This is a genomic window from Streptomyces sp. TLI_185, from assembly GCF_003814765.1.
GTDB lineage: Bacteria > Actinomycetota > Actinomycetes > Streptomycetales > Streptomycetaceae > Streptomyces.
On the sequence record NZ_RKRB01000001.1, the window covers coordinates 9,466,210 to 9,487,997 of the forward strand.

At 70.1% G+C, this 21,788-nt stretch carries 22 protein-coding genes and 2 pseudogenes; 16 read left to right on the forward strand and 8 right to left on the reverse strand.

Translation table 11 applies throughout. From position 1 onward, the window contains the following. Window positions 1-7: 7 nt before the first annotated feature. From catC to EDD92_RS43530, 6 genes are read left to right on the forward strand one after another with little or no spacing between them, the layout of a single operon-like run. Entirely contained in the window at window positions 8-304 is a 297-nt protein-coding gene (gene catC / locus EDD92_RS43505; RefSeq protein ID WP_123969366.1) for a muconolactone Delta-isomerase, read from the forward strand. After that, window positions 304-1,059, forward strand: a complete 756-nt coding sequence (locus EDD92_RS43510; protein WP_185124319.1) for a CoA transferase subunit A — start codon at window positions 304-306, stop codon at window positions 1,057-1,059. The genes catC and EDD92_RS43510 overlap by 1 nt, the downstream gene beginning before the upstream one ends. Then, window positions 1,060-1,704, forward strand: a complete 645-nt coding sequence (locus tag EDD92_RS43515) for a CoA transferase subunit B (RefSeq protein WP_099933255.1) — start codon at window positions 1,060-1,062, stop codon at window positions 1,702-1,704. Between the two features lies 1 nt (window position 1,705). Beyond that, on the forward strand, window positions 1,706-2,947 hold the full coding sequence (locus EDD92_RS43520; RefSeq protein WP_123969367.1) for a thiolase family protein: 1,242 nt from the start codon (window positions 1,706-1,708) through the stop codon (window positions 2,945-2,947). 20 nt (window positions 2,948-2,967) lie between these two features. Further along, window positions 2,968-3,780 carry an alpha/beta fold hydrolase gene (locus tag EDD92_RS43525; protein WP_260327167.1) on the forward strand — a complete coding sequence of 271 codons (813 nt, stop codon included), beginning with the start codon at window positions 2,968-2,970 and terminating at the stop codon, window positions 3,778-3,780. A gap of 9 nt (window positions 3,781-3,789) precedes the next feature. Continuing rightward, a complete protein-coding gene (locus tag EDD92_RS43530) occupies window positions 3,790-4,401 on the forward strand; it encodes a helix-turn-helix domain-containing protein (protein ID WP_123969368.1) in 612 nt (203 codons plus the stop codon). Window positions 4,402-4,739: 338 nt separating this feature from the next. Here the strand turns inward: EDD92_RS43530 and EDD92_RS43535 are convergent, their stop codons facing one another. The 5 genes and pseudogenes from EDD92_RS43535 to EDD92_RS43560 all read right to left on the reverse strand — a co-directional run bounded on the left by EDD92_RS43535 (window position 4,740) and on the right by EDD92_RS43560 (window position 8,757). Then, entirely contained in the window at window positions 4,740-5,294 is a 555-nt protein-coding gene (locus tag EDD92_RS43535) for an IclR family transcriptional regulator (RefSeq protein ID WP_260327168.1), read from the reverse strand. Window positions 5,295-6,173: 879 nt separating this feature from the next. Beyond that, window positions 6,174-7,235 (reverse strand): IS110 family transposase, encoded by a 1,062-nt coding sequence (locus tag EDD92_RS43545; RefSeq protein ID WP_221268201.1) that lies wholly within the window; start codon window positions 7,233-7,235, stop codon window positions 6,174-6,176. A 137-nt stretch (window positions 7,236-7,372) separates the two neighbouring features. After that, entirely contained in the window at window positions 7,373-7,756 is a 384-nt protein-coding gene (locus tag EDD92_RS43550) for a VOC family protein (RefSeq protein ID WP_311736801.1), read from the reverse strand. 70 nt (window positions 7,757-7,826) lie between these two features. After that, window positions 7,827-7,979: pseudogene (locus EDD92_RS51715) on the reverse strand (IS256 family transposase); the annotation flags it as partial. A gap of 148 nt (window positions 7,980-8,127) precedes the next feature. Continuing rightward, window positions 8,128-8,757: a TetR/AcrR family transcriptional regulator gene (locus EDD92_RS43560; RefSeq protein ID WP_123969370.1), complete on the reverse strand. Its 630-nt coding sequence runs from the start codon at window positions 8,755-8,757 to the stop codon at window positions 8,128-8,130. A 169-nt stretch (window positions 8,758-8,926) separates the two neighbouring features. Here EDD92_RS43560 and EDD92_RS43565 point away from each other — a divergent pair, with 169 nt between their 5' ends. Beyond that, a complete protein-coding gene (locus tag EDD92_RS43565; RefSeq protein WP_095855700.1) occupies window positions 8,927-9,547 on the forward strand; it encodes a TetR/AcrR family transcriptional regulator in 621 nt (206 codons plus the stop codon). Between the two features lie 396 nt (window positions 9,548-9,943). On the opposite strand, the gene EDD92_RS43570 is transcribed toward EDD92_RS43565, so the two are convergent. Next, a complete protein-coding gene (locus EDD92_RS43570) occupies window positions 9,944-10,789 on the reverse strand; it encodes an IclR family transcriptional regulator (protein WP_123969371.1) in 846 nt (281 codons plus the stop codon). Between the two features lie 187 nt (window positions 10,790-10,976). On the opposite strand from EDD92_RS43570, the gene EDD92_RS43575 reads away from it, so the two are divergent. The 9 genes from EDD92_RS43575 (at window position 10,977) to EDD92_RS43615 (ending at window position 19,462) form a co-directional block, all read left to right on the forward strand. After that, window positions 10,977-12,005 (forward strand): 2-keto-4-pentenoate hydratase, encoded by a 1,029-nt coding sequence (locus tag EDD92_RS43575; RefSeq protein WP_123969372.1) that lies wholly within the window; start codon window positions 10,977-10,979, stop codon window positions 12,003-12,005. After that, window positions 12,002-13,372 (forward strand): aromatic ring-hydroxylating dioxygenase subunit alpha, encoded by a 1,371-nt coding sequence (locus EDD92_RS43580; RefSeq protein WP_123969373.1) that lies wholly within the window; start codon window positions 12,002-12,004, stop codon window positions 13,370-13,372. The genes EDD92_RS43575 and EDD92_RS43580 overlap by 4 nt, the downstream gene beginning before the upstream one ends. After that, window positions 13,369-13,716, forward strand: a complete 348-nt coding sequence (locus EDD92_RS43585) for a bifunctional 3-phenylpropionate/cinnamic acid dioxygenase ferredoxin subunit (protein WP_099923667.1) — start codon at window positions 13,369-13,371, stop codon at window positions 13,714-13,716. The genes EDD92_RS43580 and EDD92_RS43585 overlap by 4 nt, the downstream gene beginning before the upstream one ends. Next, complete coding sequence (locus tag EDD92_RS43590) at window positions 13,713-14,933, forward strand: NAD(P)/FAD-dependent oxidoreductase (protein ID WP_123969374.1); 1,221 nt, start codon at window positions 13,713-13,715, stop codon at window positions 14,931-14,933. Before EDD92_RS43585 ends, EDD92_RS43590 begins: the two co-directional genes overlap by 4 nt. Window positions 14,934-15,028: 95 nt before the next feature. Further along, window positions 15,029-15,592, forward strand: a complete 564-nt coding sequence (locus EDD92_RS43595) for a 3-phenylpropionate/cinnamic acid dioxygenase subunit beta (protein ID WP_123969375.1) — start codon at window positions 15,029-15,031, stop codon at window positions 15,590-15,592. A gap of 24 nt (window positions 15,593-15,616) precedes the next feature. After that, window positions 15,617-16,483, forward strand: a complete 867-nt coding sequence (locus tag EDD92_RS43600) for an alpha/beta fold hydrolase (RefSeq protein ID WP_123969376.1) — start codon at window positions 15,617-15,619, stop codon at window positions 16,481-16,483. A 3-nt stretch (window positions 16,484-16,486) separates the two neighbouring features. Beyond that, complete coding sequence (gene hcaB, locus EDD92_RS43605; protein WP_185124320.1) at window positions 16,487-17,326, forward strand: 3-(cis-5,6-dihydroxycyclohexa-1,3-dien-1-yl)propanoate dehydrogenase; 840 nt, start codon at window positions 16,487-16,489, stop codon at window positions 17,324-17,326. Between the two features lie 50 nt (window positions 17,327-17,376). Continuing rightward, a complete protein-coding gene (locus EDD92_RS43610) occupies window positions 17,377-18,954 on the forward strand; it encodes a long-chain fatty acid--CoA ligase (RefSeq protein ID WP_123969378.1) in 1,578 nt (525 codons plus the stop codon). Between the two features lie 7 nt (window positions 18,955-18,961). Further along, window positions 18,962-19,462: a GNAT family N-acetyltransferase gene (locus EDD92_RS43615; protein WP_123969379.1), complete on the forward strand. Its 501-nt coding sequence runs from the start codon at window positions 18,962-18,964 to the stop codon at window positions 19,460-19,462. A 9-nt stretch (window positions 19,463-19,471) separates the two neighbouring features. Here EDD92_RS43615 and EDD92_RS50230 read toward each other — a convergent pair. Then, window positions 19,472-20,396 (reverse strand): annotated as a pseudogene (locus tag EDD92_RS50230) (transposase); the annotation flags it as partial. A gap of 116 nt (window positions 20,397-20,512) precedes the next feature. Continuing rightward, a complete protein-coding gene (locus EDD92_RS43625) occupies window positions 20,513-21,439 on the reverse strand; it encodes a fumarylacetoacetate hydrolase family protein (RefSeq protein WP_099933270.1) in 927 nt (308 codons plus the stop codon). Window positions 21,440-21,788: the final 349 nt, after the last annotated feature.

A 21,788-nucleotide genomic window follows, 5' to 3' on the forward strand; every position in this document is an offset into this window, starting at 1 on the left:
AAACGCGATGCTGTTCGCGGTGCGCATGAGCGTGGATATTCCGCGGGACCTCGACCCCGAGGTACGCGCGGACCTGGTGGCCCGGGAGAAGGCCTACTGCCAGGAACTGCAGAAGACCGGTGAGTGGCTGCACATCTGGCGGTGCGTCGGCCAGTACGCCAACATCAGCGTCTTCGACGTCGCCGACAACGAGACGCTGCACCGGATCCTGTGGAACCTGCCGCTCTTCCCCTACATGAGCGTCGAGGTCATCCCGTTGGCCCAGCACCCGTCCGACCTCGCGGCCGGCGTGGAAGTGGCCTGATGGACAAGACGGTGGCCACCGCCCACGAGGCGGTGGCCGACCTACCGGAGGGTGCCTCGCTGGCGGTGGGCGGGTTCGGGCTCAGCGGTGTGCCGAACGTGCTCATCCAGGCGTTGTACGAGCGCGGGGTCGGCGGGCTGAGCGTGGTGTCGAACAACTGCGGCGCCCTGGAATCCGGTCTCGCGGTCCTGCTGGCCGCGGGCCGGATCGCCCGGGTGACCGGCTCCTACATCGGCGCCAACAAGGAGTTCGCCCGCCAGTACCTGGCCGGGGAGCTGGAGGTGGAACTGATCCCCCAGGGCACGCTGGCCGAGCGGCTGCGTGCCGGGGGCGCCGGGATCCCCGCCTTCTACACCCCGGCCGGGGTGGGCACGCAGGTCGCCGGGGGTGGGCTGCCCTGGCGCTACGACGGTTCCGGCGGCGTCGCGCTGGCCTCGCCGCCGAAGGAGGTGCGGGAGTTCGACGGCGTGGAGTACGTCCTGGAGCGCGGCATCCGCACCGACTACGCCCTGGTGCGCGCGGCCCGCGGAGACCGGCACGGAAACCTGGTGTTCAACAAGTCCTCCCGCAACTTCAACCCGCTGGCGGCGATGGCCGGGCGCATCACCATCGCCGAGGTGGAGGAACTGGTCGAACCCGGCGCGATCGACCCCGATGCAGTGCATCTGCCGGGCATCTTCGTGCAGCGCATCGTCGCGCTCACCCCTCAGCAGGCGGCGGACAAGAAGATCGAGCAGCGGACGGTGAGCCCCTAGATGGCCTGGACTCGCGAACAGATGGCCGCTCGCGCCGCCCGCGACCTGAAGGACGGGCAGTACGTCAACCTCGGCATCGGACTGCCCACACTGATCCCCAACTACCTGCCCGATGACGTGGAGGTGGTGCTGGAGTCGGAGAACGGCATCCTGGGCACCGGCCCCTACCCCACCGAGGACCAGGTCGACCCGGATCTGATCAACGCCGGCAAGGAGACGGTCACCGTCCTGCCCGGCGCCTCCTTCTTCGACTCGGCGCTCTCCTTCGCCATGATCCGCGGCGGGCACATCGACGTCGCCGTGCTGGGCGCGATGCAGGTCTCCGAGCGCGGTGACCTGGCCAACTGGGCCATCCCGGGAAAGCTGGTGACCGGGATCGGCGGGGCGATGGACCTGGTCCACGGCGCCCGACAAGTGATCGTGGTGATGACCCACACCGCCAAGGACGGCAGCCCGAAGATCCTCACCGAATGCGCCCTGCCGCTCACCGGCAGGGCGTGCGTGAACCGGATCATCACCGACCTCGGCGTCCTCGACGTCACCGACGACGGACTGGTCCTCGTCGAAACCGCGCCGCGCATCTCCGCCGAGGAGATCACCGCCCGGACCGATGCCAAGCTGATCGTCCCGGAGGGCCTCGCCTGACATGAAGACCGTCTACATCGTGGACGCGGTGCGCACCCCGATCGGCCGCTACAACGGCGCCCTCGCCGCCGTCCGCCCCGACGACCTGGCCGCCCACGTCATCCGACAACTCCTGGGCCAAACCCCCGAGTTGGACCCGGCCGTCATAGGCGACGTGTATTTCGGCAACGCCAACGGCGCCGGCGAGGAGAACCGCAATGTCGCCCGCATGGCCGCCCTGCTCGCCGGACTGCCCACCTCCGTGCCGGGGGTGACCGTCAACCGGCTGTGCGCCTCCGGCCTCGAAGCCGTCATCCAGGGCTACCGGGCGATCGCGCTCGGAGACGCGAGCGTCATCGTGGTGGGCGGGGTGGAGTCCATGACCCGCGCGCCCTACGTGCTGCCCAAGTCCGACCGGCCCTTCCCGGCCGGGCACGCCAAGCTGTACTCCACCACCCTCGGCTGGCGCATGGTCAACCCGAGGATGGACCCGCAGTGGACCATCCCTCTGGGCGAGTCCGCCGAGCTCATCGCCGACAAGCACAAGATCAGCCGCGAGCAGCAGGACGAGTTCGCCCTGCACAGCCACCGCAAGGCCGCCGCAGCTCAGCGACAGGGCCTGTTCGACGCCGAGATCGTCCCCGTCACCATCCCGCAACGCAAGGGCGACCCGGTCTCCTTCGACCGCGACGAGGGCGTCCGGCCGGGCGCCTCGCTGGAGGCGATGGCCAAGCTCAAGCCGTCCTTCCGCGCCGCGAGCGAAGCGAGATGGGGGTCCCCCCGGCCGGAGGCTGGGGGAGGCACGATCACCGCGGGCAACGCCTCACCCCTCAATGACGGCGCGGCAGCCCTACTGCTGGTCGACGAGGAGGGCCTGAAAGCCACCGGTCGCGAGCCGCTCGCCCGCGTGAGCGCCAGCGGCACATCGGCAATTGACCCGCACTACTTCGGACTTGCCCCAGTCGAGGCCGTCAACCGCGCCCTGACCAAGGCCGGCAAGACCCTCGCCGACCTCGACGTCCTGGAACTCAACGAAGCCTACGCCGCCCAGGTCCTCGGCTGCCTCGCCGAATGGCCCGAGTTCGACCCGGCGGTCCTCAACCCCCAGGGCGGCGCCATCGCCCTCGGCCACCCCCTCGGCGCCTCTGGCGCCCGCCTCGCCGGCACGGTCGCTCACCAACTCGCCCGCCGGGGCAGTGGCACCGGCATCGCAACCCTCTGCATCGGCGTAGGCCAGGGCCTCGCCCTCCTCCTCGAACGCTGAGAACCTCCACAGGAGCCGCAGTGAAACGCCGCCCTCTGCTACATCACCGGGTGCTCGGTCCCATCGACGCGCCGCTGCTCGTCCTGGGACCCTCCCTCGGCACGTCGACGACCGTATGGGACCCCCATGTGGCGGTGCTTGCCGAGAGCCACCGCGTGCTGTGCTACGACCTTCCAGGGCACGGCGGCTCGCCGAGCGATCTCGTCCGGGATCACAAGCCCGGCCGTACGACAGTCGGCGACCTTGCCCACATGGTCCTGGACCTCGTCGCCCACCAGGGCCGGGACCGGTTCCACTACGCCGGCATCTCGCTCTGCGGCGGTGTGGGGGTGCACCTCGCACTGCATCACCCGGACCACATCGCCTCGCTGGCGCTGGTCTGTTCCTCGGCGTACTTCGGCCCGCCGCAGTTCTGGCAGGAACGCGCCGCTCTCGTACGACGCGAGGGAACCGGCGCGCTGCTCGAGGCCATGCCCGGCCGCTGGTTCGCCGATCCCGGCACAGCCTCGACCTCCCTCGGGAAGACCTTCCTGCAGGACCTCGCCACCGCAGACCCGATCGGCTACGCCGCCTGCTGCGACGCCCTTGCCGCCTACGACGTTCGGCGCGACCTGAGAAGGATCACCGCCCCCACGCTCGTGCTCAATGGCTCCCAGGACACCGCCACACCCCTGCCACATGCCAGGGAACTAGCCGAGGGGATTTCCGGGGCGAAGCTGGTGACGGTCGATACAGGTCATCTCGCCGTGGAAGAGCCACAGGCCGTCGGAGCGGCGCTGCTGGCCCATCTCCGAATGGCGGGCGGCGCGGAGGACGCCGACCGCAGCTCGTAGAGTGGCCGTGTGTCACAAGGAAACGCCGTAGTCGCGCGCAATGTGCGCCTTCTCAGGGAGCAGCGCGGCCTGTCCCTGGCCGAGCTGGCCCGCCGGGCGGGGCTGGCCAAACAGACGCTGTCGAATCTGGAACAGGGCACGGGCAACCCCACGGTTGACACCCTGTTCTCCATCGCCACGGCCCTCGGCGTGCCGGTGACCCGGCTGGTCGCCGAGCGGGAACAGGTCATCAACGTGCAGCGGGGCGACGAGGTCGTCTGGGAGCAGCACGGAAGGTACGAGTCACGGTCGCTCGACCACATCTACGGCTCAGGTGTCATCGAGAACTACGTGGTGCGCATCGGCCGGCACAGCGACGGTGCGGACATGCCGTCCGAACCGCACCCGGTGGGCACGCTGGAGCACCTCTACGTCATCAGCGGCAAGGTACGCGTGGGGCCTGTCGACAGCCCGCTGGAGCTCGACGAGGGGGATTTCGCGCGCTATCCGGGCGACCGGCCCCACGTGTACGAGTCCCTGGCGGACGAGAGCCTGGTGCACATCGTGGTGAGCGTGCCGCGCGTCCAGCCCGGCACCGGCGGTACGAACCTGGCGCGGACCCACGGGAACGAAAGACGCTGAGCTTCGCCGCCCCTGGTGTGCCGCATCTCGGCACAATCGATTGGCCCACCCCCGGGACAGGGCGGAATCTGGCGTTGGCCGCTCGTCAGGGCGGTCCGGGGCCGCCAGGCGTGAGTGTCCGGGCATAAACCGTGGTGCTCTTGCGCGCACGCCTGGCCGGCCACCGTTCTCCGCGTCCAGACCAGGGGTGGGCATGTCGGAGACCGGGATCCATCCACAAAAGGGGTGGGGCCGGATAATCCGCGACGGCATGGCAGGCGGATCGGCCGGGTCGCCGTGTCCGATCCGCCTGCCCGGTGACCTCGGCGCCGCGCATGCCGGGGGCGCCGACGGTCCGCTCAGGCCGCCGACGGCCTGCTCACGTCGTGCGGCGCTGCCGCTTGGCGTCCCTTCGCCGCGGTGAGGGCGCGTGCCGCCTCGAAGGCCACGCGGCGCAGGGCCGGGGCGTATCGGGACGGCTCGAAGCGGTGGTGGGCGCCGGCGACCGAGAGCGCCGCCACCGGACGTCCGGAGGCACCCATGATCGGCACTGCGACGCAGGTCAGACCGGGGGCGGCTTCCTGCCGGTCGTAAGCGATGCCGTCCTGGCGGATGCGCCGCAGCTCCTCCCGGAACCGTCGCGGGTCGGCGAGGGTGTACTGGGTGCGGGCCGGGAGGCCGGCCGAGGGCAGCCTCGGCCGCGTCGGGTCGAAGGCGAGCAGGGCCTTGCCGACGCCGGTGCAGTAGGCGGGCAGGCGGGCGCCGATCCGGGAGGGGGAGCGGGTCGCCCGGTGGCCCTGGATCTTGTTGACGTACACGATGTCGGTGCCACGCAGGACCGCCAGGTGCACGGTCTCGTGCGTCAGCTCGTACAGGTCCGCGAGATGCGGCAGCAGCTGCTCGCGGAGCAGCACCGGCGTCGCACGGAACGGCCTCGGGGCGAAGAGGTCTCGGCTGAGTGTCGAGGGCGCCTGCCTGTCGGTGGGGGACGATCCGATGTTGGCGGCGCGGCGCCAAGCCTGAGGAGTGCAAACACCTACAGAGCGGGCGGGCGCGCGCCGATACGATCCGGGCAGTGACGATGTCGCGATCCAGGCGGCCCGCCGCCTGGCACAACGCCAGGTGGAGGGAGATCGCGAGTCATCCGGGCCGATGCTCCACGTCGCAGCCACCCGGGCTCATTGATCAGGCCCGTGCTCATGGGCAGACGTTGGAGCAGATTGCTGTCGCACTCGGCATGCCTGACCGCCGACAGGCTCAGACTCGCTTCAGTCGACTGTGCCGGCGGTGTCCCGAATACGAACCGGTATCGGCCGCATCGCGATAGTGCATTACGGCGACGACGGCCAGAAGCGCCCACCGTACGAGAGTGGCGCACGTCAGGTGGGGCGAGAGGGGCGCTGTGGCGCTGCACGACGCTTGTTGTGCTGTACGCCGTTGTGCGGCGGTTCAGGCGCCGAGAGCAATTGTCATTCCTGAAGGGGCGGAGTGTGTCAAGCGGGGTATTTCCGTGGATGGCCGGGGGTTCTGGGCAGCGTTGACCGGCTCGCCGTCGGTGGGATGGTGACAGCGGGGTGGGATGGAACTGCTCGTCGGACATGCGGTTGTGGGGGGCGTTGTTCTCCAGCCCTTGATGGGGTGACGGCAGGGCCGTGCTCGGCTGCCGGTCATTCCTTCGCGGCGCGGGGCCGCATGGAGCGATGCGACGCGCGGCGGGGTCAATCAAAACCGCGACCGCGCCGTGCAGGGGGTCAGACAATTGCCCGACCACGCGCCTGCCGCGTCCGAGGTGCTCACGCGGCCTGGCGGGCCAGGGCGCGGATCTGTCCGTCGCGCAGCCCGTAGTAGACCAGTGTGAGCAGCTTGCGTGCCGCGGCGATCTTGGCGATGTTCCTGCCGCGGCGGGCCTCGATCCGGGCCCGGTCCTCAGTGATCTTCGGGGTGGTCTTGCGTTGGATCGCCTCCACCACGGCCCAGCGCACCAACTTGCTGCCCTGTTTGGTGACATGACCGCGGCGGACGACGGTGTCGGACTCGTAATGCCGCGGGGTCAGCCCCGCCCAGGAACACAGCCGGTCGGCAGAAGCGAACCGGTGCACATCACCGATCTCCGCGACCAACACCGCCGCCAGAGTGGTGCCGATGCCGGGCAGCTGCTGGATGGCGCGGTAGCCGGCGTGGTCGCGAAGCCGTTCCGCGATTCGGCCGTTGAAGAGGGCTTCCTCGGCGTCGAGTTCGTCGATCAGCTTCAGTAACAACGCGACGCGCTGGGCATACGGGCCGGCCAGCGCGGTCTGCTCCAGCTGAGCTCGGCCATCGATGCCGAACAGGTCGGAAGCCGGGATCAGTACGCCGGCCTTGGCCAGCACGGCGTGCACCTGGGCCTTCAGCCCGGAACGCAGCGCGACCAGCTTGGCCCGGTAGCGCACCAGCTCCCGCAGCTCACGGACCTGCGGTGACGCGATCCAGGCTTCCGGCAGCCGCCCCATGCGCAGCAGGTCCGCCAGGTCCGCGGCGTCGCGGATGTCGTTCTTCACCCGCCGGTAGGCGAAGCCCTTCACCCCCAGCGGGTGTGCCAGGTGGACGCGTGCGCCGGCAGCTTGCAGGACATCAGCCGCCCAGTACCAGCCGTAGGTGGCCTCCAGGACCACATCGGGATCGCGCCCGGCCTGCTCGATCTGCAGACCGAGCGCCACCGGATCGTTGAGGATGCGTACTGCGCTCAGTTGGACACCGTCATCGGTCTGACGCACGATCACGGACCGCCTGCGGTGCAGGTCGATGCCGACGTACTGGTGCCCGTCGTACTCGCTCACCTGGGCCTCCTTCGCCGTCACGCCGTGGGTGACTGGCACCTACCCAGGCACCCACGGCGGGCGGGGACGGGACTTCGCCCCTTCATCGCATCAAGAGTTGTGGATTGCGTGATGTGTGACTCCCCGGAGTTCCCAGTCCCGGTCTTCCGGTTGTGAGCCGGGTCAAGTCCCGCCGGTCATGCCTCGTCGAAGCACAGGCAGAAGGGGTGCCCGGCAGGGTCGAGCATCACCCGGACGTTCTCCTGCGGCTGGAACTCCGCCACGGTGGCGCCCAAGGCGACCGCCTCGGCGACGGCGGAGTCCAGGTCGCCGACTTGGAAGTCGAAGTGCATCATCGGGCGCTGTTCCCCGGCAACCGGAGGCCAGACCGGAGCCCGATAGCCCTCCGCCTGCTGGAACACGAAGAACGGTCCTTGCGGGGAGGCTGCGACAATGGCTGTTCCAGGCTCCTCGTGTCCGATGTGCCAGCCAAGGAGCTCGGCGTAGAACTTCGCCAGGCCGCTGGGGTCCGGCGCCTCGATCGTGGTTCCCCACCACATGCCACCGGTTCGAGATCTCATGCCAGTAGCCTGCCCCATGGTCACGATCTTGTCGTGCGCTTGGTGCGCTTGACCGGGCAGTTATAGGCCGGCCGTTGCGGACCACCAAGCGGCGCCCGGCCGCGTCCGTCTCGGCGGCCAACTCGGCTATGTACTGGTTGACTTCGGCCTCCAGCGCGGCGGCGAGCATCCGTCGGGCGCCCTCGCGGACAATCTCGTCGATCAGGGAGCCAGATCGGTGGATCCGTCGGCGTTCACTACGCTGAGCACGGGCGTGCCTTCCCCGACCCGCGCCGCGAACGCGGGCCTACTCGGTGACCATCACAGGATCATTCGGGAAGGTACGCCCTCCGCGTCCCTCCCGGGGCTGATCCACAAGTCCTGAGCATTGCTCAGGCGCCGAGGGCGGGGAGGACAACGGCGTCGAGGTAATGGCTCACGAAGGCTCGATCGGCCGACTTATCCTCGATCAACTGACGGGCGATCAGGGCACCGAGGAGCATGTGTGGCACGTAGGTCAGGGTCGGCGAGGCCGCGCTGATCTCACCCCGCTCGACCGCCCGGGCGAGCGCTTTGTCGAGTCCCGTCAGCTCCGGGTGTACGAGCAGGTCACGCAGCGCTTGGAACAGATCGGGATGGGTGTGCACGGTCTGGACGAGGCCGCGCATGAGCGAGGCGTTCTTCATCATCTGCCGGTCGTCCAGTTGCGCCACCATCGCCCGGAAGTCACCTCGCAGGGATCCGGTGTCGACACGGGAAAGGGTGGCGGGCTTTTGATGGCGTAGCGCCATAGCGACCAGCTCCGGCTTGCCCGTCCACTGGCGGTAAAGGGTGGCCTTGCTGCACTGGGCCCGGGTGGCCACGGCGTCCATGGTCAGGGCCTCGTAACCGGATTCCCGCAGCACATCGAGCACGACCTCGCATATCTCTGCCTCGCGCTCGGGCGTTATCCGGCTACGCGGCCTCGCGCGGTCCGGCCCCTCCGAGGCTGCTGACGTCTTGCGCTCGGCCTCCGTCAACATCAGCGACTCCCTCGAACGGAACCGTTCCGTGCGAGGAAAATCTATCCCGAGGAAGCATGAATACGAAACCGTTTCGGTAGTGAAAAGGGACACGGGCGAAGCCCGGCACTGGCTTTCGATCTGGGCCACCTGAGAAACTGGACCGCGAGCAGACCTGGAAGGGACATGCATGGCAAGCACGTCACCGGCGGCGGCGAAGCCCGGACGGCCTCGCGACCCGGGTGCGGATGAGCGCATAATCCAGGCGGTCGTGGACGAACTCGCCGAGGTCGGCATCGCAGGCTTCCGTATCAACTCCATCGCCGCGCGTGCCAAGGTCGCCAAACGAACCCTCTACTCGCGCTGGCCCGAGCGCGACGATCTCATCCTGGCCGGCCTGGCCACCTTGTCCGTGCGGCTCGACCCGCCGTGTACGGGCAGCCTCGAAGAGGACATACGGCTTCTCTACGACGCCATGGCCGAGCATCTCGACAGCCCCCGCTGGCTGATCGGAGCTCGCTGCAGCTTCGAATTCCCCGACCACCCCGAGCTCTACGCGACGTTCCAGCGCGACTGCATCGACCAGCCGCTGGCCGTCATCGAGGACGTCCTCCGCGACGCCCAGGTGCGCGGCGAACTCCGCAGCGACATCGACCGCTCCGTGGCCGCGGAGACCTTCGCGGCGTCGATCGGCGGCTTCAGCACGCACATCGCCCGCCTCCGCGGCATGAACACGCACGCAGTCCGTGACCGGTTCCTCGACCTGTTCCTTCATGGGCTGCGCGCAGTCGGAGACGCCGGATCAGGCTGACCGCTCCCCTCTGCGGGATGACTGCCTGATCGCCCTTAGACGTCGTGCTCCGTGCGTGAGTTCGACTTACTGAGCCCTAGCCGTCCCGCACGCGCTCCCAGCCCTGACGGGCCGTTACCGGTAACGGGGCGGGGCGGCGTCCGGCGCTGATCAGGATGCGCTGTGCCGTCTTCCGGCACGTGTTCTCGCCGCGGTAGGCGCCGACCCGGAATGCTGGCGTCAGCCGCCGGTGGACGTCGGGGGCGACATCACCGCTGACCACTCCTGGCAAGGACAGCGGTGAACTTGGACGGGATCAGGCCACTCCGCTGGGCCCGGCCCGTCCGTGAGGCGACCTCGGTGCCGCACACCGGGGTCGCCGTCCAGGTGGGTGGCCTGTGGGCTCTCGTGCCAGGGTCAAGCCGCAGATAGATTGTCGAGCCGCGAGGGGGCCGCCTGCCGGCTTGCTGTGGCCGCGTTGACCGCGCGTGCCGCCTCGTAGGCCACCCGTCGCAGAGCCGGCGCGAACCGGGCGGGCTCGAAGCGGCGGTCGGCGCTCGCGACGGAGAAGGCGGCCACGGGTCGCCCGGCCGAACCCATGATCGGTACGGCGACGCAGGTGAGGCCGGGAACAGCTTCCTGGCGGTCGTAGGCGACGCCGTCCCGGCGGATGCGGCGCAGCTCGGACCGGAAACCGTCGGGATCGGTGCAGGTGTACTCAGTGCGTGCCGCGAGTCCGCCGGCGATCGCGGCCTCGATGGCGTCGTGGTCGAAGGCAAGGAGGGCCTTGCCGACGCCGGTGCAGTAGGCGGGCAGGCGGGCGCCGATCCGGGAGGGGGAGCGGGTCGCTCGGTGGCCCTGGATCTTGTTGACGTACACGATGTCGGTGTCGTGCAGTACGGCCAGGTGCACGGTCTCGTGGGTCATCTCGTACAGGTCCGCCAGATGCGGCATCAGGCATTCCTGCAGGAGCGGGGGATTGGGGCCGTAGACCCGTACGCCGATGTCGAAGAGCTGGGATCCCAGCCGGTAGTTGCTGCCGACACGTTCCACTAGGTCGTTGCGGTGGAGGATGCCCAGAAGTCGGAAGGTGGTCGACTTGGTCAGCCGTGTCCGCCGGGCCAGCTCGCTCACGCCGATTTCCCCGTCCAGTTCGGCGAGGGACTTCAGGAGGAAGAGCGCCTTGTCGACAGCGGTCTGCTGGTCGGGCTCGCCGGTCGCCGTGGCTGAGGGCTGCGCGGAAGGCGAGGAAGGGAGTGGCATGGCGGGCTCCGATGGGGATCCAGGGTGGCCATTAAAATGGACGCACGTCCAGCTTAATAGATCGTTTCGTCGTTGTAAAACACCGGGGACCCCGCTTGCCCCTGCGTGACGGATCCGATCGTCACCCCGTGCCGTATCTCGGCACGGTGGCTGGGCACGGCGGCCGGGAGCAGCGTCTGCTGTGGCCATGCAGCGACACGCCACAGTGGCCACGACCGTCGTCCTCGCCGCCCCGGCTTCCCCCGACGCACAGCTCGTCGAGGAGTCGGCGGCGTTGCTGCGGCGTGCCGAGGCCGGGGGGCACCTCCCGGCCGAAGGCTGGGGGAGGATTCCCGTCGCACCACTCACCGAGGAGTACGAGGACCTGGACCTGGCCGGCGCCTACGCCGCGCAGGAGGCCAACGTACGGATCCGTCTCGCGGCGGGTGAGCACCTCGCCGGACGCAAGGTGGGCCTCACGTCCTTGCCGATGCGCGAGCAACTCGGCCTGCCCGAAGCGAGCTTCGGGACCCTGTTCCAGTCGATGGTGATCCCGGACGGCGGCACCATCGACACGCGGGAGCTCATCACCCCGCGAGCCGAGGCAGAGGTCGGTCTGGTCCTCGGCCGGCGGCTGTCCGGACCCCGCGTGACGGACGCGGAGGTCCGGGCGGCCGTCTCCCAGGTGGCGCCGACCATGGAGATCATCGACAGCCGCATCACCGACTGGCGCGTCTCCCAGGCCGACACCGTCGACGACAACGCCTCCTCGGCGCGCGTCGCCGTCGGCCGTTCCGTCGACGCCACGGACGACCTGCTCACGGTGCTCCGGGACGAGTGCGTCGGGCTGTGCGCCGACGGGGAGCGCGTCACGCTTGGCCTGGGGGCCGAAGTCCTCGGCGATCCGCTTCGGGCCGTGGCCTGGCCGGCCCGGACGCTCCACGCGCACGGCAGCGCTCTCCATCCGGGCGAGCTGCTGCTTCACCGGGTCTGTGCACGCCGGCGTCCCCCTGACACCGGGCTCTCGGCTCGCCGTGCGGTCCGGCACCGGCCGCCTGCCCGAACCGGCCGTGACCGTCCGATGAACCACCACCAAGGATGCGGAGGAGCCGCCATGCCACCGCGTGAACCGGAGCGCTCCGACCCTTCGGGTGTGCACATGAACGCACGCCGCACCACCAGCCCACGATGGCGGCGCAGCGCGCGCCCGATCCGGCCCGAGGAGGCCCAGCGATGACAACCACGCCCGCCCGGTCGGCGGACCGCCTGGCTCGCGTACCCGAGCCGGCCGTCGACGTCAGCCCTTACTTCGACCTCGACCACGGTCTGGTCGACCGCACGATCTTCAGCGACCAGGCCGTCTACCGGCAGGAGCTGCGCCGCGTTTTCGCGCCCAGCTGGCTGTTCCTCGCGCACGAGAGCCAGTTCACGAAGCCCGGTGACTTCTTCACCACCTACATGGGCGAGGACCCGGTCATCGTCACCATGGGCAAGGACCGGAAACTGCGTGCCTTCCTCAACGCCTGCCGCCACCGCGGCATGCGGGTGTGCCGCGCCGACGCGGGGGCGACGAAGGCGTTCACGTGCAGCTACCACGGCTGGTCCTACGACACCTCCGGGAAGCTGATCAACGTCCCCAACGGAGGGGACTACCCCGCCCACTTCGAGCAGGACCAGTGGGGACTGATCGAGGTCGCGCAACTCGACACGTACAAGGGACTCGTCTTCGCGACCTGGAACCCCGAGGCCCCGCCCCTGGTGGAGGCGCTCGGCGGACTGGCCTGGTACCTGGACGCGATGCTCGACCACGACCCGGAGGGCACCGAGGCCGTCGGCGGGGTGCACAAGTGGGTGCTGGAGGGCAACTGGAAGCTCGCCGCCGAGCAGTTCGCCTCCGACTGGTACCACGTCAACATCTCGCACGCCTCCGCGCTGATGGTCATGTCACCCACCGGCAAGGGCCCCAAGACGGACATCGTGCAGACGCCGGGCCGGCAGTACACCGACTCGCTGGGGCACGGGCACGGCTTTCCGACCCACCCCAAGAGCCGTTTCGACGACCGTGTCGTACACGAGTGGACCGACTACGAGGCGCTGCGCGAACGGCTCGGTGACGCCCGGGTCGAGGGACCGATGACCACCGGGCACGGCACCGTCTTCCCGAACTTCTCCTACCTGCCGGTCAACGGCTCCATCCGTGTGTGGCACCCCAAGGGCCCGGACAAGATGGAGGTCTGGGCCTGGACCATCGTCGACAAGTCCATGCCGGACGAGGTCAAGAACGCCCAACGCATCTACAACCTGCGCACGTTCGGGCCGAGCGGCATCTTCGAGCAGGACGACGGCGAGAACTGGAGCGAGTGCCAGGCCACCGCGCACGGCTTCGTGGCCGGCTCCATGACGCTCAACTACCAGATGGGACTGGGGCTTCAGTCCGAGGACGGCGTCCACCCCGGCACCACCGGCCGCCTGTACAGCGACGGCGCCGCCCGCGGCTTCTACGCCCGCTGGCGCGACCTGATGGACACGCCCGCCTGGCACGAGAAGAACGCCGAGAAGAACACCGAGAAGAACACCGAGAAGAACCCCGAGGACACCCCATGAGCACCACCGGCACCGGCATCCGGGTCGCCGCCGTCGGCGACATCGAGGAGGGCGAGGCGCTGAAGGTGCCCGCCGGGACCACCGGCCACACCGACGCCATCGCCGTCTTCCACGAGGGCGGCGCCTACTACGCCCTCGACGACACCTGCACCCACGGTCAGGCATCGCTCGCCGACGGCTGGATCGAGGACGGCGAGGTCGAGTGCCCGCTGCACAGCGCCCGCTTCTGCCTCAAGTCCGGCGAACCGCAGTGCATGCCCGCCACCCTCGCCCAGCGCACCCACCGGGTCGAGGTGCGCGAGGATGAGGTCTGGCTGCACCCCGGCGAGGAGGCCGACGCATGAGCGCGCCACGGCGCATCGCCGTCGTCGGCGCGGGCCTGGCCGCCGTATCGACCTGCGACGCGCTGCGCGCCCAGGGCTACGACGGCGAGCTCGTGCTGTACTCCGCCGAGCGCGGACTGCCCTACGACCGCCCGCCACTCAGCAAGGACGTCCTGCTCGGCAAGTCCCGCCGCGAGAACATCCTGCTGCGGCCCGAGCAGTGGTACGACGAGCAGGGCATCGAACTCCGCGACGGCGCCCCGGTCCGGGCGATCCGCCCGCACGAGGGCGGACTGGAGCTGGCCGACGGCGAGCTTGCCGCAGCCGACCGGATCGTGCTGGCCACCGGCGGCACCGCGCGCCCCCTGCCGGTGCCGGGCGGCGACGACCCGGCCGTACACCTGCTGCGCACCTGGGAGGACGCCGAACGGCTGCGGGAGCGCCTGCTGCCCGGCGCCCGGGTGGCGGTGATCGGTGCCGGGCTGATCGGCGCGGAGACCGCGGCCGTCGCCCACGCCCTGGGCTGCCGCGTCACCCTCATCGACCCGCTACCGGTGCCACTGACCGCAGCGGTCGGGGACGACATCGCGAACGCACTGCATCGGAGGCACTCCGCCGAAGGCATCGGCGTCCTGACCGCCGGCGTCGAATGCATCGAGCGCCGTCCAGGCAACCTTGGAGTCCTGCTGCATCTCGCCGGCTACGGGGCACCCGTGCTCGCCGACACCGTGGTGGTCGGCATCGGCATGCGTCCGGCCACGGAACTCGCCGAGGCCGCGGGGCTGCACGTCGACAACGGTGTGGTCGTCCACCCGGGTCAGCGCACCTCCCACCCCAATGTCCTCGCCGTCGGCGACGTCGCCCGCCCCGAAGGGCACAAGGTCCGTCATGAGCACTGGGAGGCCGCCCAGCGCGACGGCGAGGCCGCCGCCCACGGCATCCTCGGCCGCCCCCTGCCGTCCTTCGGCGCTTCCTGGTTCTGGTCCGACCGGCACGGCTCTCGGCTGGAGGCGGTCGGCACCATGGCAGACGCCGAGCGCACCGTGCTGCGCGGGGCTCCGGGCGACGGCGCCTTCACCGTCTTCGGGCTGCTGGGCGACCGGCTGGTGGCCGCGGCCGCCATCGACCGACCACGCGACATCATGGCCGCCCGGCGGATCATCGATCGCGGTGTCGCTGTCGACGCGGCCGTCCTGTCCGACGAGAGTGCGGATCTGCGCACGCTGCTGAAGCGCTGAACCGCCACGTGCCGCCTTGTGGCACATGCGCTCCCCGAACCGCCCCCTCCGCGCTGGAATGGCACCACCCGGCGCGGCCCGCAGGAGGACCCCCGATGAGCATCCACCCCCCGGAGACCCCCCGGACGACCGCACCCGCCGTCGACGAGGACATGCGGCTCCACTTCGAGGTACAGCGCCTGTACGCCGTCGAGGCACAGCTGCTCGACCAGCACCGCTACGCCGACTGGCTGGAGCTGTTCACCGACGACCTGCACTACTGGGCGCCGGTACGCACCAACCGCCTGCGGCGCCAGCAGGCCCTGGCCGACGGCTCGCCCGGCGAGGTCGCCATCTTCGACGAGACCAAGGCGAGCCTGGCCTGGCGCATCCGCCGGTTCGACTCGGGCATGGCCTGGGCCGAGGACCCGCCGTCGCGGACCCGGCATCTGATCACCAACATCCTGGTCTGGCCGGCCGACGAGCCCGGCGAGTACGTCGCCGAGTCCGCCTTCCTCTGCTACCGCAACCGCCTGGAACGTGAGGTCGACATCTACGCCGGTGGCCGCACCGACCAGCTGCGCCGCGACCCGGACGACGGACGGCTGCTGATCGCGCGCCGCACCATCCTGATCGACCAGAACGTCATTCTCGCCAAGAACATCAGCACCTTCCTGTAAGCCCTTGTGAACCGGAGCCCGCTCGTGACCACTGAACAGACCACAGAGGTGAAGCTCGTCGAGCACACCGTGCAGACCACGCTCGGCCCCGTCGCGGTCAGCGAGGCCGGCGAGGGCCCGGTGCTGGTGATGCTGCACGGCGGTGGCCCCGGCGCGAGCGCGGTGGCCAACTACCGCCACAACCTCCCCGCACTCACCGAGCACTTCCGCGTGATCCTGCCCGACCAGCCCGGCTTCGGCGGCAGTTACCGCCCCACCGAGGCCGACCTCGACGCCCGCAGCATCACCGAGATCACCGTCGACGCCCTGCTGCAGACCCTGGACGCCCTCGGCATCGACCGCTTCCACCTGCTCGGCAACAGCCTCGGTGGGGCCGCGGCCATCGCCACCGCACTCGAAGTGACCGACCGGGTCGAGAAGTTGGTTCTGATGGCGCCGGGAGGGGGCTGGCTGCCCTTCGGACCGACCCCGACCGAGGGCCAGAAGGCCATGTTCCGCTACTACAACGGCGAGGGCCCCACCCTGAAGAAGATGCGGGACTTCATCGGCGTGATGACCGCCGAGCCGGGGCGCTGGGCCGACACCGCGCAGGCCCGCTACGAGGCGTCCCTCGACGAGTCCCACATCGCCTTCTACCACGCCTACAACGCCGCTTTCGCCAAGCGGCACGGCATGGACCCGCTGTGGCAGCGCGTTCACAAGATCAAGGCGCCCACCCTCCTGCTGTGGGGCCGCGACGACCGCACCATCACCCTCGACGGCGCCCAGCTCATGCTCAAGCAGATCCGCGACGTCCAGCTGCACGTCTTCGGCGGCTGCGGCCACTGGGTCCAGCTGGAGCGGCAGGCCGAGTTCGAGCGCCTGGTCACCGACTTCCTCGGGGAGCACTGAATCATGGGTTGGCTGGAGGGCGAAGTCGCCCTGATCACCGGCGGGGGCTCCGGCATCGGCCGCGCCGTCGCCCTGCGCTACCTCGCCGAAGGCGCGAGCGTCGCCGTCCTCGGCCGTGGGGCCGCGCAGTTGGAGGAGGTCGTCGCCGCGGCGGGCGACCGCTCCGACCGGGTGCTGCCCCTCACCGGCGACGTACGCTCCCCGGACGATCTGCACCGGGCGGTGGACGCGACCGTCGAGAGGTTCGGCAAGCTGGACATCCTCGTCCCCAACGCCGGGATCTGGGACTACCACCGCAGCGTCACCAAGCTCGACGGCAAGGAGCTGTCCGAGGCGTTCGACGAAATCTTCGGCATCAACGTCAAGGGCTACGTCCTCGCCGTCGAGGCGGCCTGGCGGGAACTCGTCGCCACGCGCGGCAGCATCGTGATGACCCTGTCCAACGCCTCCTTCCACACCGACGGTGGCGGCCCCCTGTACACCGCCAGCAAGCACGCCTGCCTCGGCCTGCTCCGGCAGTTCGCCTACGAGCTGGCGCCGCGCGTCCGCGTCAACGGCGTCGCCGTCGGCGGCATGCGCACCAAGCTGCGCGGCCCGCAGAGCCTGGGCCTGCAGAACCGCACGCTCGAAGCCTCCTTCGCCAAGAACGAGGCGTCCGGACAGGAACAGCAACCGCTCATTCCGCTGTACGACTCCAGCGTCGAGCCGGAGGACTTCACCGGCCCGTACGTCCTGCTCGCCTCCCGCGCCAACAGCGGCACCGTCACCGGCGCCGTGATCCCCGCCGACGGCGGCATCGCCGTCCGCGGATTCCGTTCCCCGGCCGGTGGCGCCGGCCTCTGAACCGTCTCCCCTTCTCACTTCCGCACGACAGCCATCGAAGGAGCCGCCGCATGGCCGCCGTCGACATCAGCCCCGCCGCGGCACTGCATCGCAGAGCCCAGTACCCCACCGCCTGCGCACTCGTCTACGAGGGTCATGAGATCTCTGCCGCCCAACTCAGTCGCAGGACGGCCGAGTTGGCCGCCGGGCTGGCCGAACGTGGACTGCGGCGCGGCGACCGGGTCGCCTACCTCGGCCTCAACAGCGTGACCTTCTTCGAGACGCTGCTGGCCGCGGCCCACCTCGGGGCGGTCTTCGTGCCGGTCAACTTCCGGCTCGCGGCCGAGGAGGTGCGCCACATCCTCAGCGACAGCGGTGCGCACACCCTGGTCGTCGAGGAGGGCCATCGCGCACTCGTCGAGTCGGTGATGAGCGACATACCCGCCCGCATCCACGTGCTGGTCGACACAGATCCGCGGTGCCCCGCGACGACGGCGCCCGCCGCCGTCTGGACACCGCTCTCGGAACTGCTCGGAGCCGACCGGCGTGGCACGGAGCCGGTGGCGCTGTACGACGACGACCTGGCGGCGCTCATGTACACGTCCGGCACGACCGGCCGACCCAAGGGTGTCATGCTCACCCACGGCAACCTCTGGTGGAACGCGGTCAACGTCGAAAGTGTCGTGGACACCCGCCCGGACGACGTGAACCTCGCCGTCGCCCCGCTCTTCCACATCGGCGGCCTCAACGCCCTCACCCTGCGCACCCTCGTGCGCGGCGGCACCGTCGTCGTGCGCCGCGGCTTCGACCCCGCCCAGTGCCTGGAGGACCTCGTCCAGCACCGCGTGACGACCCTGTTCGCGGTCCCCGCGATGTACAGCGCCCTGACCCGCGTGCCCGGCTTCGCCGCGGCCGACCTCTCCGCCCTGCGATCCGCCATCGTCGCGGGCGCCCCCGTCCCGCCCCAGCTGATCAGGAACTACGAAGAACGTGGCATCCTGCTCCAGCAGGCGTGGGGGCTGACCGAGACCGCGCCCTTCGCCACCTACCTCCCGGCCGGGCTCACGGCGGAGAAGGCCGGATCGGCCGGCGCACCCATGCCGTACACGGAGGTCCGCATCGTCGACCCGGTCACCGGGGCCGGCGTGCAGGACGCGGACACGCGCGGGGAGATCTGCGTGCGCGGCCCGAACGTCACGCCCGGCTACTGGAACAACCCCGAGGCCACCCGTGCCGCCTTCGACGACGCGGGCTGGTTCCACAGCGGCGACATCGCGCATCGGGACAAGGACGGCTTCTACTACATCGTCGACCGCCTCAAGGACATGATCATCAGCGGCGGGGAGAACGTGTACCCGGCCGAGGTCGAGCGCGTTCTCGCCGCGTACCCGGGTGTCGTGGAGGCGGCCGTCATCGGCGTCCCGCATCCGAAGTGGGGCGAGACCGTGCTCGCCGTGCTGACCTGCGAGCCCGGGACCACGCCCACACTGGAGGAGGTACGCGCCTTCACCGGCGGGCACCTGGCCCGCTACAAGCTGCCCACCCAGGTGCTGATCGCCGAACAGCTGCCCCGCAACGGCAGCGGCAAGCTGGTCAAGTCCGCACTGCGGAGCTGGGTCGAGACCCAGCGGCCCGCCGAGACACCGTGAGCCGGCCATGAGCATCCACACCGCCGTCGTACCGGCACCGCCCGAACCCGTCCTGGGTACCGACTGGACGCTGCGCCAGCTCGACGAGCCCGCCACGGTAACCCCGCAGACGGCGCGCACGTACGCCGTCACCGAGGCCCAGGGCGGTCCGACGCTGCTCCTGCGCGTCCACCGCGTCGCGCACCACCCGCTGCACAGCTGCTATCCGTACGGCACCCACGACCTTGCCCTGGGCCTGGTCCTCCCCGACCACGGGCCGTCCGGCCCGGCGCTTGCCGCGAAACTGCTGTGCGCCCTCGTCCCCGCACTCTTCCTCGCCGACCCCCGCTGCCGCCGCATCGTCGCCGCACCGGACGAGAGCGACACCGTCACCCAGGCCGCCCTTGAGGCGGGCGGACTCCTCCGGGTCACCGAGGCCGACCTGCCCGACGCCAGCGTGGTCCTGTTCGCCGCCGAACCGCCGGACCTCGCCGACATGTCCACCGCCCTCGACGACATGCCCCACTGAGCTTGGCGTTTATCCTCGGCGGGCTTGGCATTCCTTGATCGATTCGGCAGGTTTGGCCGTTTTGCCGACGTCGTGACGTGTGGCGCGCTGCCTGTTCTTCGAGCCGGGAGGTCGTCCCGGGCCCGGCTTGGACGGTTTCGGTGCGGCCGACGGACGGGCCGCCGTCGCGCGGATGTTGCGAAACCCCCGGCGGACGCGGGCGGGGGTGAGGCGGCGGGGTGCGGCGGGTCGCTCCCAAAGACGACGCAGGTCCTCGGCGAGGGGGCGGGCGAGGCGGAGCTGGGTGTGGGCGGCGATGATGAGCCAGGTCCACAGATCGGCGCTGTCGGCGTGGCGGATCTTCGATGCCGTCCAGCCGAGCGTCTGCTTCAGGAGCCTCAAGGTGTGCTCCAGGTCGAATCTGCGGAGGAAGGACTGCCACCAGCGGTCCACGTCCACCGGTGTTGCGGCGGTGGCGGAGCACCACAGCCAGACCGGTTTCGGGTCGCGGTCGCCCGGCAGGCGCTCGACCGGGAGGCGGATCAATGTGCCGTGCAGGATGGGCAGTTCTTCTTTGGCGTGGTCCAGCCAGGGGCCTCGGTGGGTGGGCCTGGGGTGCATGCGGTCCCAGGCCACCCGCCTCGGCCGTGCCGTAGCGGGTGGTGTGCGTGGCTGTGGTGAGGTCGGGCTGGTGCCAGCTGTCGGGTTTGGCGAAGGTGAGGACTCCGCCGTGCCGGCGGGGCCGCCCGCCCTTGGGGCCGGAACGGGCCGGGCCCGGGGCACGGAGCATGACCCGGTCCGAGCGCAGGCGCCCGAGCAGCATCACCGGCAGGTCGGCCAGGGCGTGGGTGAGGTAGGCGACGTCGTAGCCGGCGTCCATCACGATGAGGATCTCCGGGTCGCCCGGCCGCCAGTACCCGGCTTGCGTCAACCGCTCGACGACATTGCGCAGTTGGGTGATCCTGCAGGTCGGGCAGTAAGCCGGCGTGAGCGCAGGCCGCGTTTTCGCGCGGACGTCCGTTACGGCGCGCTAGGGCAGCGCGCCGTACACGAACGCGTCCGAGGGAATACTCAGCCGGCGGCGTTCAACTGTTCCCGTTCGATCCGGTTGCGCAAGGTTCCGATGCCCTCGACCTCGGCCACCATCTCGTCCCCGGGCTGCAGATAGCGGGAGTTCTTGTCGCCGGCGCCTACGCCGGCGGGGGTTCCCGTCGCGATGACGTCACCCGGCAGAAGCTGGACGATCCGGCTGAGAAACGCGATCTGCGCCTTCAGGTCGAAGATCATCTCGGCTGTCGTGGAGTTCTGCTTGACGAGGCCGTTGACCATCAGTGTCATCTTGAGGTCGCCAGGGTTGGCGCAGAACTTCGACGGCACGAGCCATGGCCCCATCGGGCAGGTAGTGGCCCAACCCTTCTGAGTGAACCAGTCGAACGCCATCGGCGGCTCGGGAGCCGGCTCGCGCTTGAACCGGTCGCGTACGGACACGTCGTTGATCACTGTGTAGCCGGCCACGCAGTCGAGGGCGTGCTGCTCGGGCAGGTTGCGCGCCGAGGTGCCGATGACCGCGGCGAGCTCCACTTCCCAGTCCAGGCGCTCGATGCCGTGCGGCAGCGCGACGGCGCTGTCCGGACCCACGACGGTTGAGGTCGGCTTGAGGAAGAAGAACGGGCCGTGGAGCGGGCGCGCGATCGGGGCGTCGCGGGCAAGCCCGCGCATCTCGCGGGCGTGATCGGCATAGTTGGCGCCGCACATGTAGAGGTTGCGGGGCTCCGGAAGCGGGGCTGTGAGCTGCACGTCCCGCACCGGAACGCCCCGGCCCAGGCGGCCCGCCCCGATGGCGGACTCGATCTGTCCCGTCCACCCGGGCCAGTCGTCCAGCACCGTCCGCATCGAGGGACCGCCGGGAAGTCCGTACACGGTGTCGTCGTATACGACGGCTGCCTCGGGGCTGCCTCCAGATTCCATGCTGGCCAGCACGTAGCGAGGGATCGTCATGTGGTGCCTCCAATGTGCACAACGGCGGGGAAAGCGAACACGGGGAGGGAAAGTCTATAGAGTTCCGGGGAGGGCGCCCTCGGGGCCGGCGTCTTCAGCGGGGGAGCGGGGCCGCCGTCGGCGAGGATCGCCGGGAGGGCGGCGCGCGCGTACCCGTGCAGCTCTTCCGGCGCGCCCGCCGGCCCGGCCGCCTGTGGAAGCGCAGGTCCACTGCGTAACTCTTGGCGCAGAAAGCACTGTGGTCGATCTCCGGGCAAGGTGGTCGCGGCGCGCGGTGAGGCCACCTTCAGCTCCCTACCGGGTGCGCCGTCACGGTCGAGCGAGGCGGTCGGGTGCAGCATCGAAGTCC

Coding starts and splice junctions, on each gene's coding strand:
- catC (WP_123969366.1), top strand. CDS start 8: ATGCTGTTCGCGGTGCGCATGAGCGTGGATATTCCGCGGGACCTCGAC.
- EDD92_RS43510 (WP_185124319.1), top strand. CDS start 304: ATGGACAAGACGGTGGCCACCGCCCACGAGGCGGTGGCCGACCTACCG.
- EDD92_RS43515 (WP_099933255.1), top strand. CDS start 1,060: ATGGCCTGGACTCGCGAACAGATGGCCGCTCGCGCCGCCCGCGACCTG.
- EDD92_RS43520 (WP_123969367.1), top strand. CDS start 1,706: ATGAAGACCGTCTACATCGTGGACGCGGTGCGCACCCCGATCGGCCGC.
- EDD92_RS43550 (WP_311736801.1), bottom strand. CDS start 7,756: ATGAGATCTCGAACCGGTGGCATGTGGTGGGGAACCACGATCGAGGCG.
- EDD92_RS43560 (WP_123969370.1), bottom strand. CDS start 8,757: ATGTTGACGGAGGCCGAGCGCAAGACGTCAGCAGCCTCGGAGGGGCCG.
- EDD92_RS43565 (WP_095855700.1), top strand. CDS start 8,927: ATGGCAAGCACGTCACCGGCGGCGGCGAAGCCCGGACGGCCTCGCGAC.
- EDD92_RS43570 (WP_123969371.1), bottom strand. CDS start 10,789: ATGCCACTCCCTTCCTCGCCTTCCGCGCAGCCCTCAGCCACGGCGACC.
- EDD92_RS43575 (WP_123969372.1), top strand. CDS start 10,977: ATGCAGCGACACGCCACAGTGGCCACGACCGTCGTCCTCGCCGCCCCG.
- EDD92_RS43580 (WP_123969373.1), top strand. CDS start 12,002: ATGACAACCACGCCCGCCCGGTCGGCGGACCGCCTGGCTCGCGTACCC.
- EDD92_RS43585 (WP_099923667.1), top strand. CDS start 13,369: ATGAGCACCACCGGCACCGGCATCCGGGTCGCCGCCGTCGGCGACATC.
- EDD92_RS43590 (WP_123969374.1), top strand. CDS start 13,713: ATGAGCGCGCCACGGCGCATCGCCGTCGTCGGCGCGGGCCTGGCCGCC.
- EDD92_RS43595 (WP_123969375.1), top strand. CDS start 15,029: ATGAGCATCCACCCCCCGGAGACCCCCCGGACGACCGCACCCGCCGTC.
- hcaB (WP_185124320.1), top strand. CDS start 16,487: ATGGGTTGGCTGGAGGGCGAAGTCGCCCTGATCACCGGCGGGGGCTCC.
- EDD92_RS43610 (WP_123969378.1), top strand. CDS start 17,377: ATGGCCGCCGTCGACATCAGCCCCGCCGCGGCACTGCATCGCAGAGCC.
- EDD92_RS43615 (WP_123969379.1), top strand. CDS start 18,962: ATGAGCATCCACACCGCCGTCGTACCGGCACCGCCCGAACCCGTCCTG.
- EDD92_RS43625 (WP_099933270.1), bottom strand. CDS start 21,439: ATGACGATCCCTCGCTACGTGCTGGCCAGCATGGAATCTGGAGGCAGC.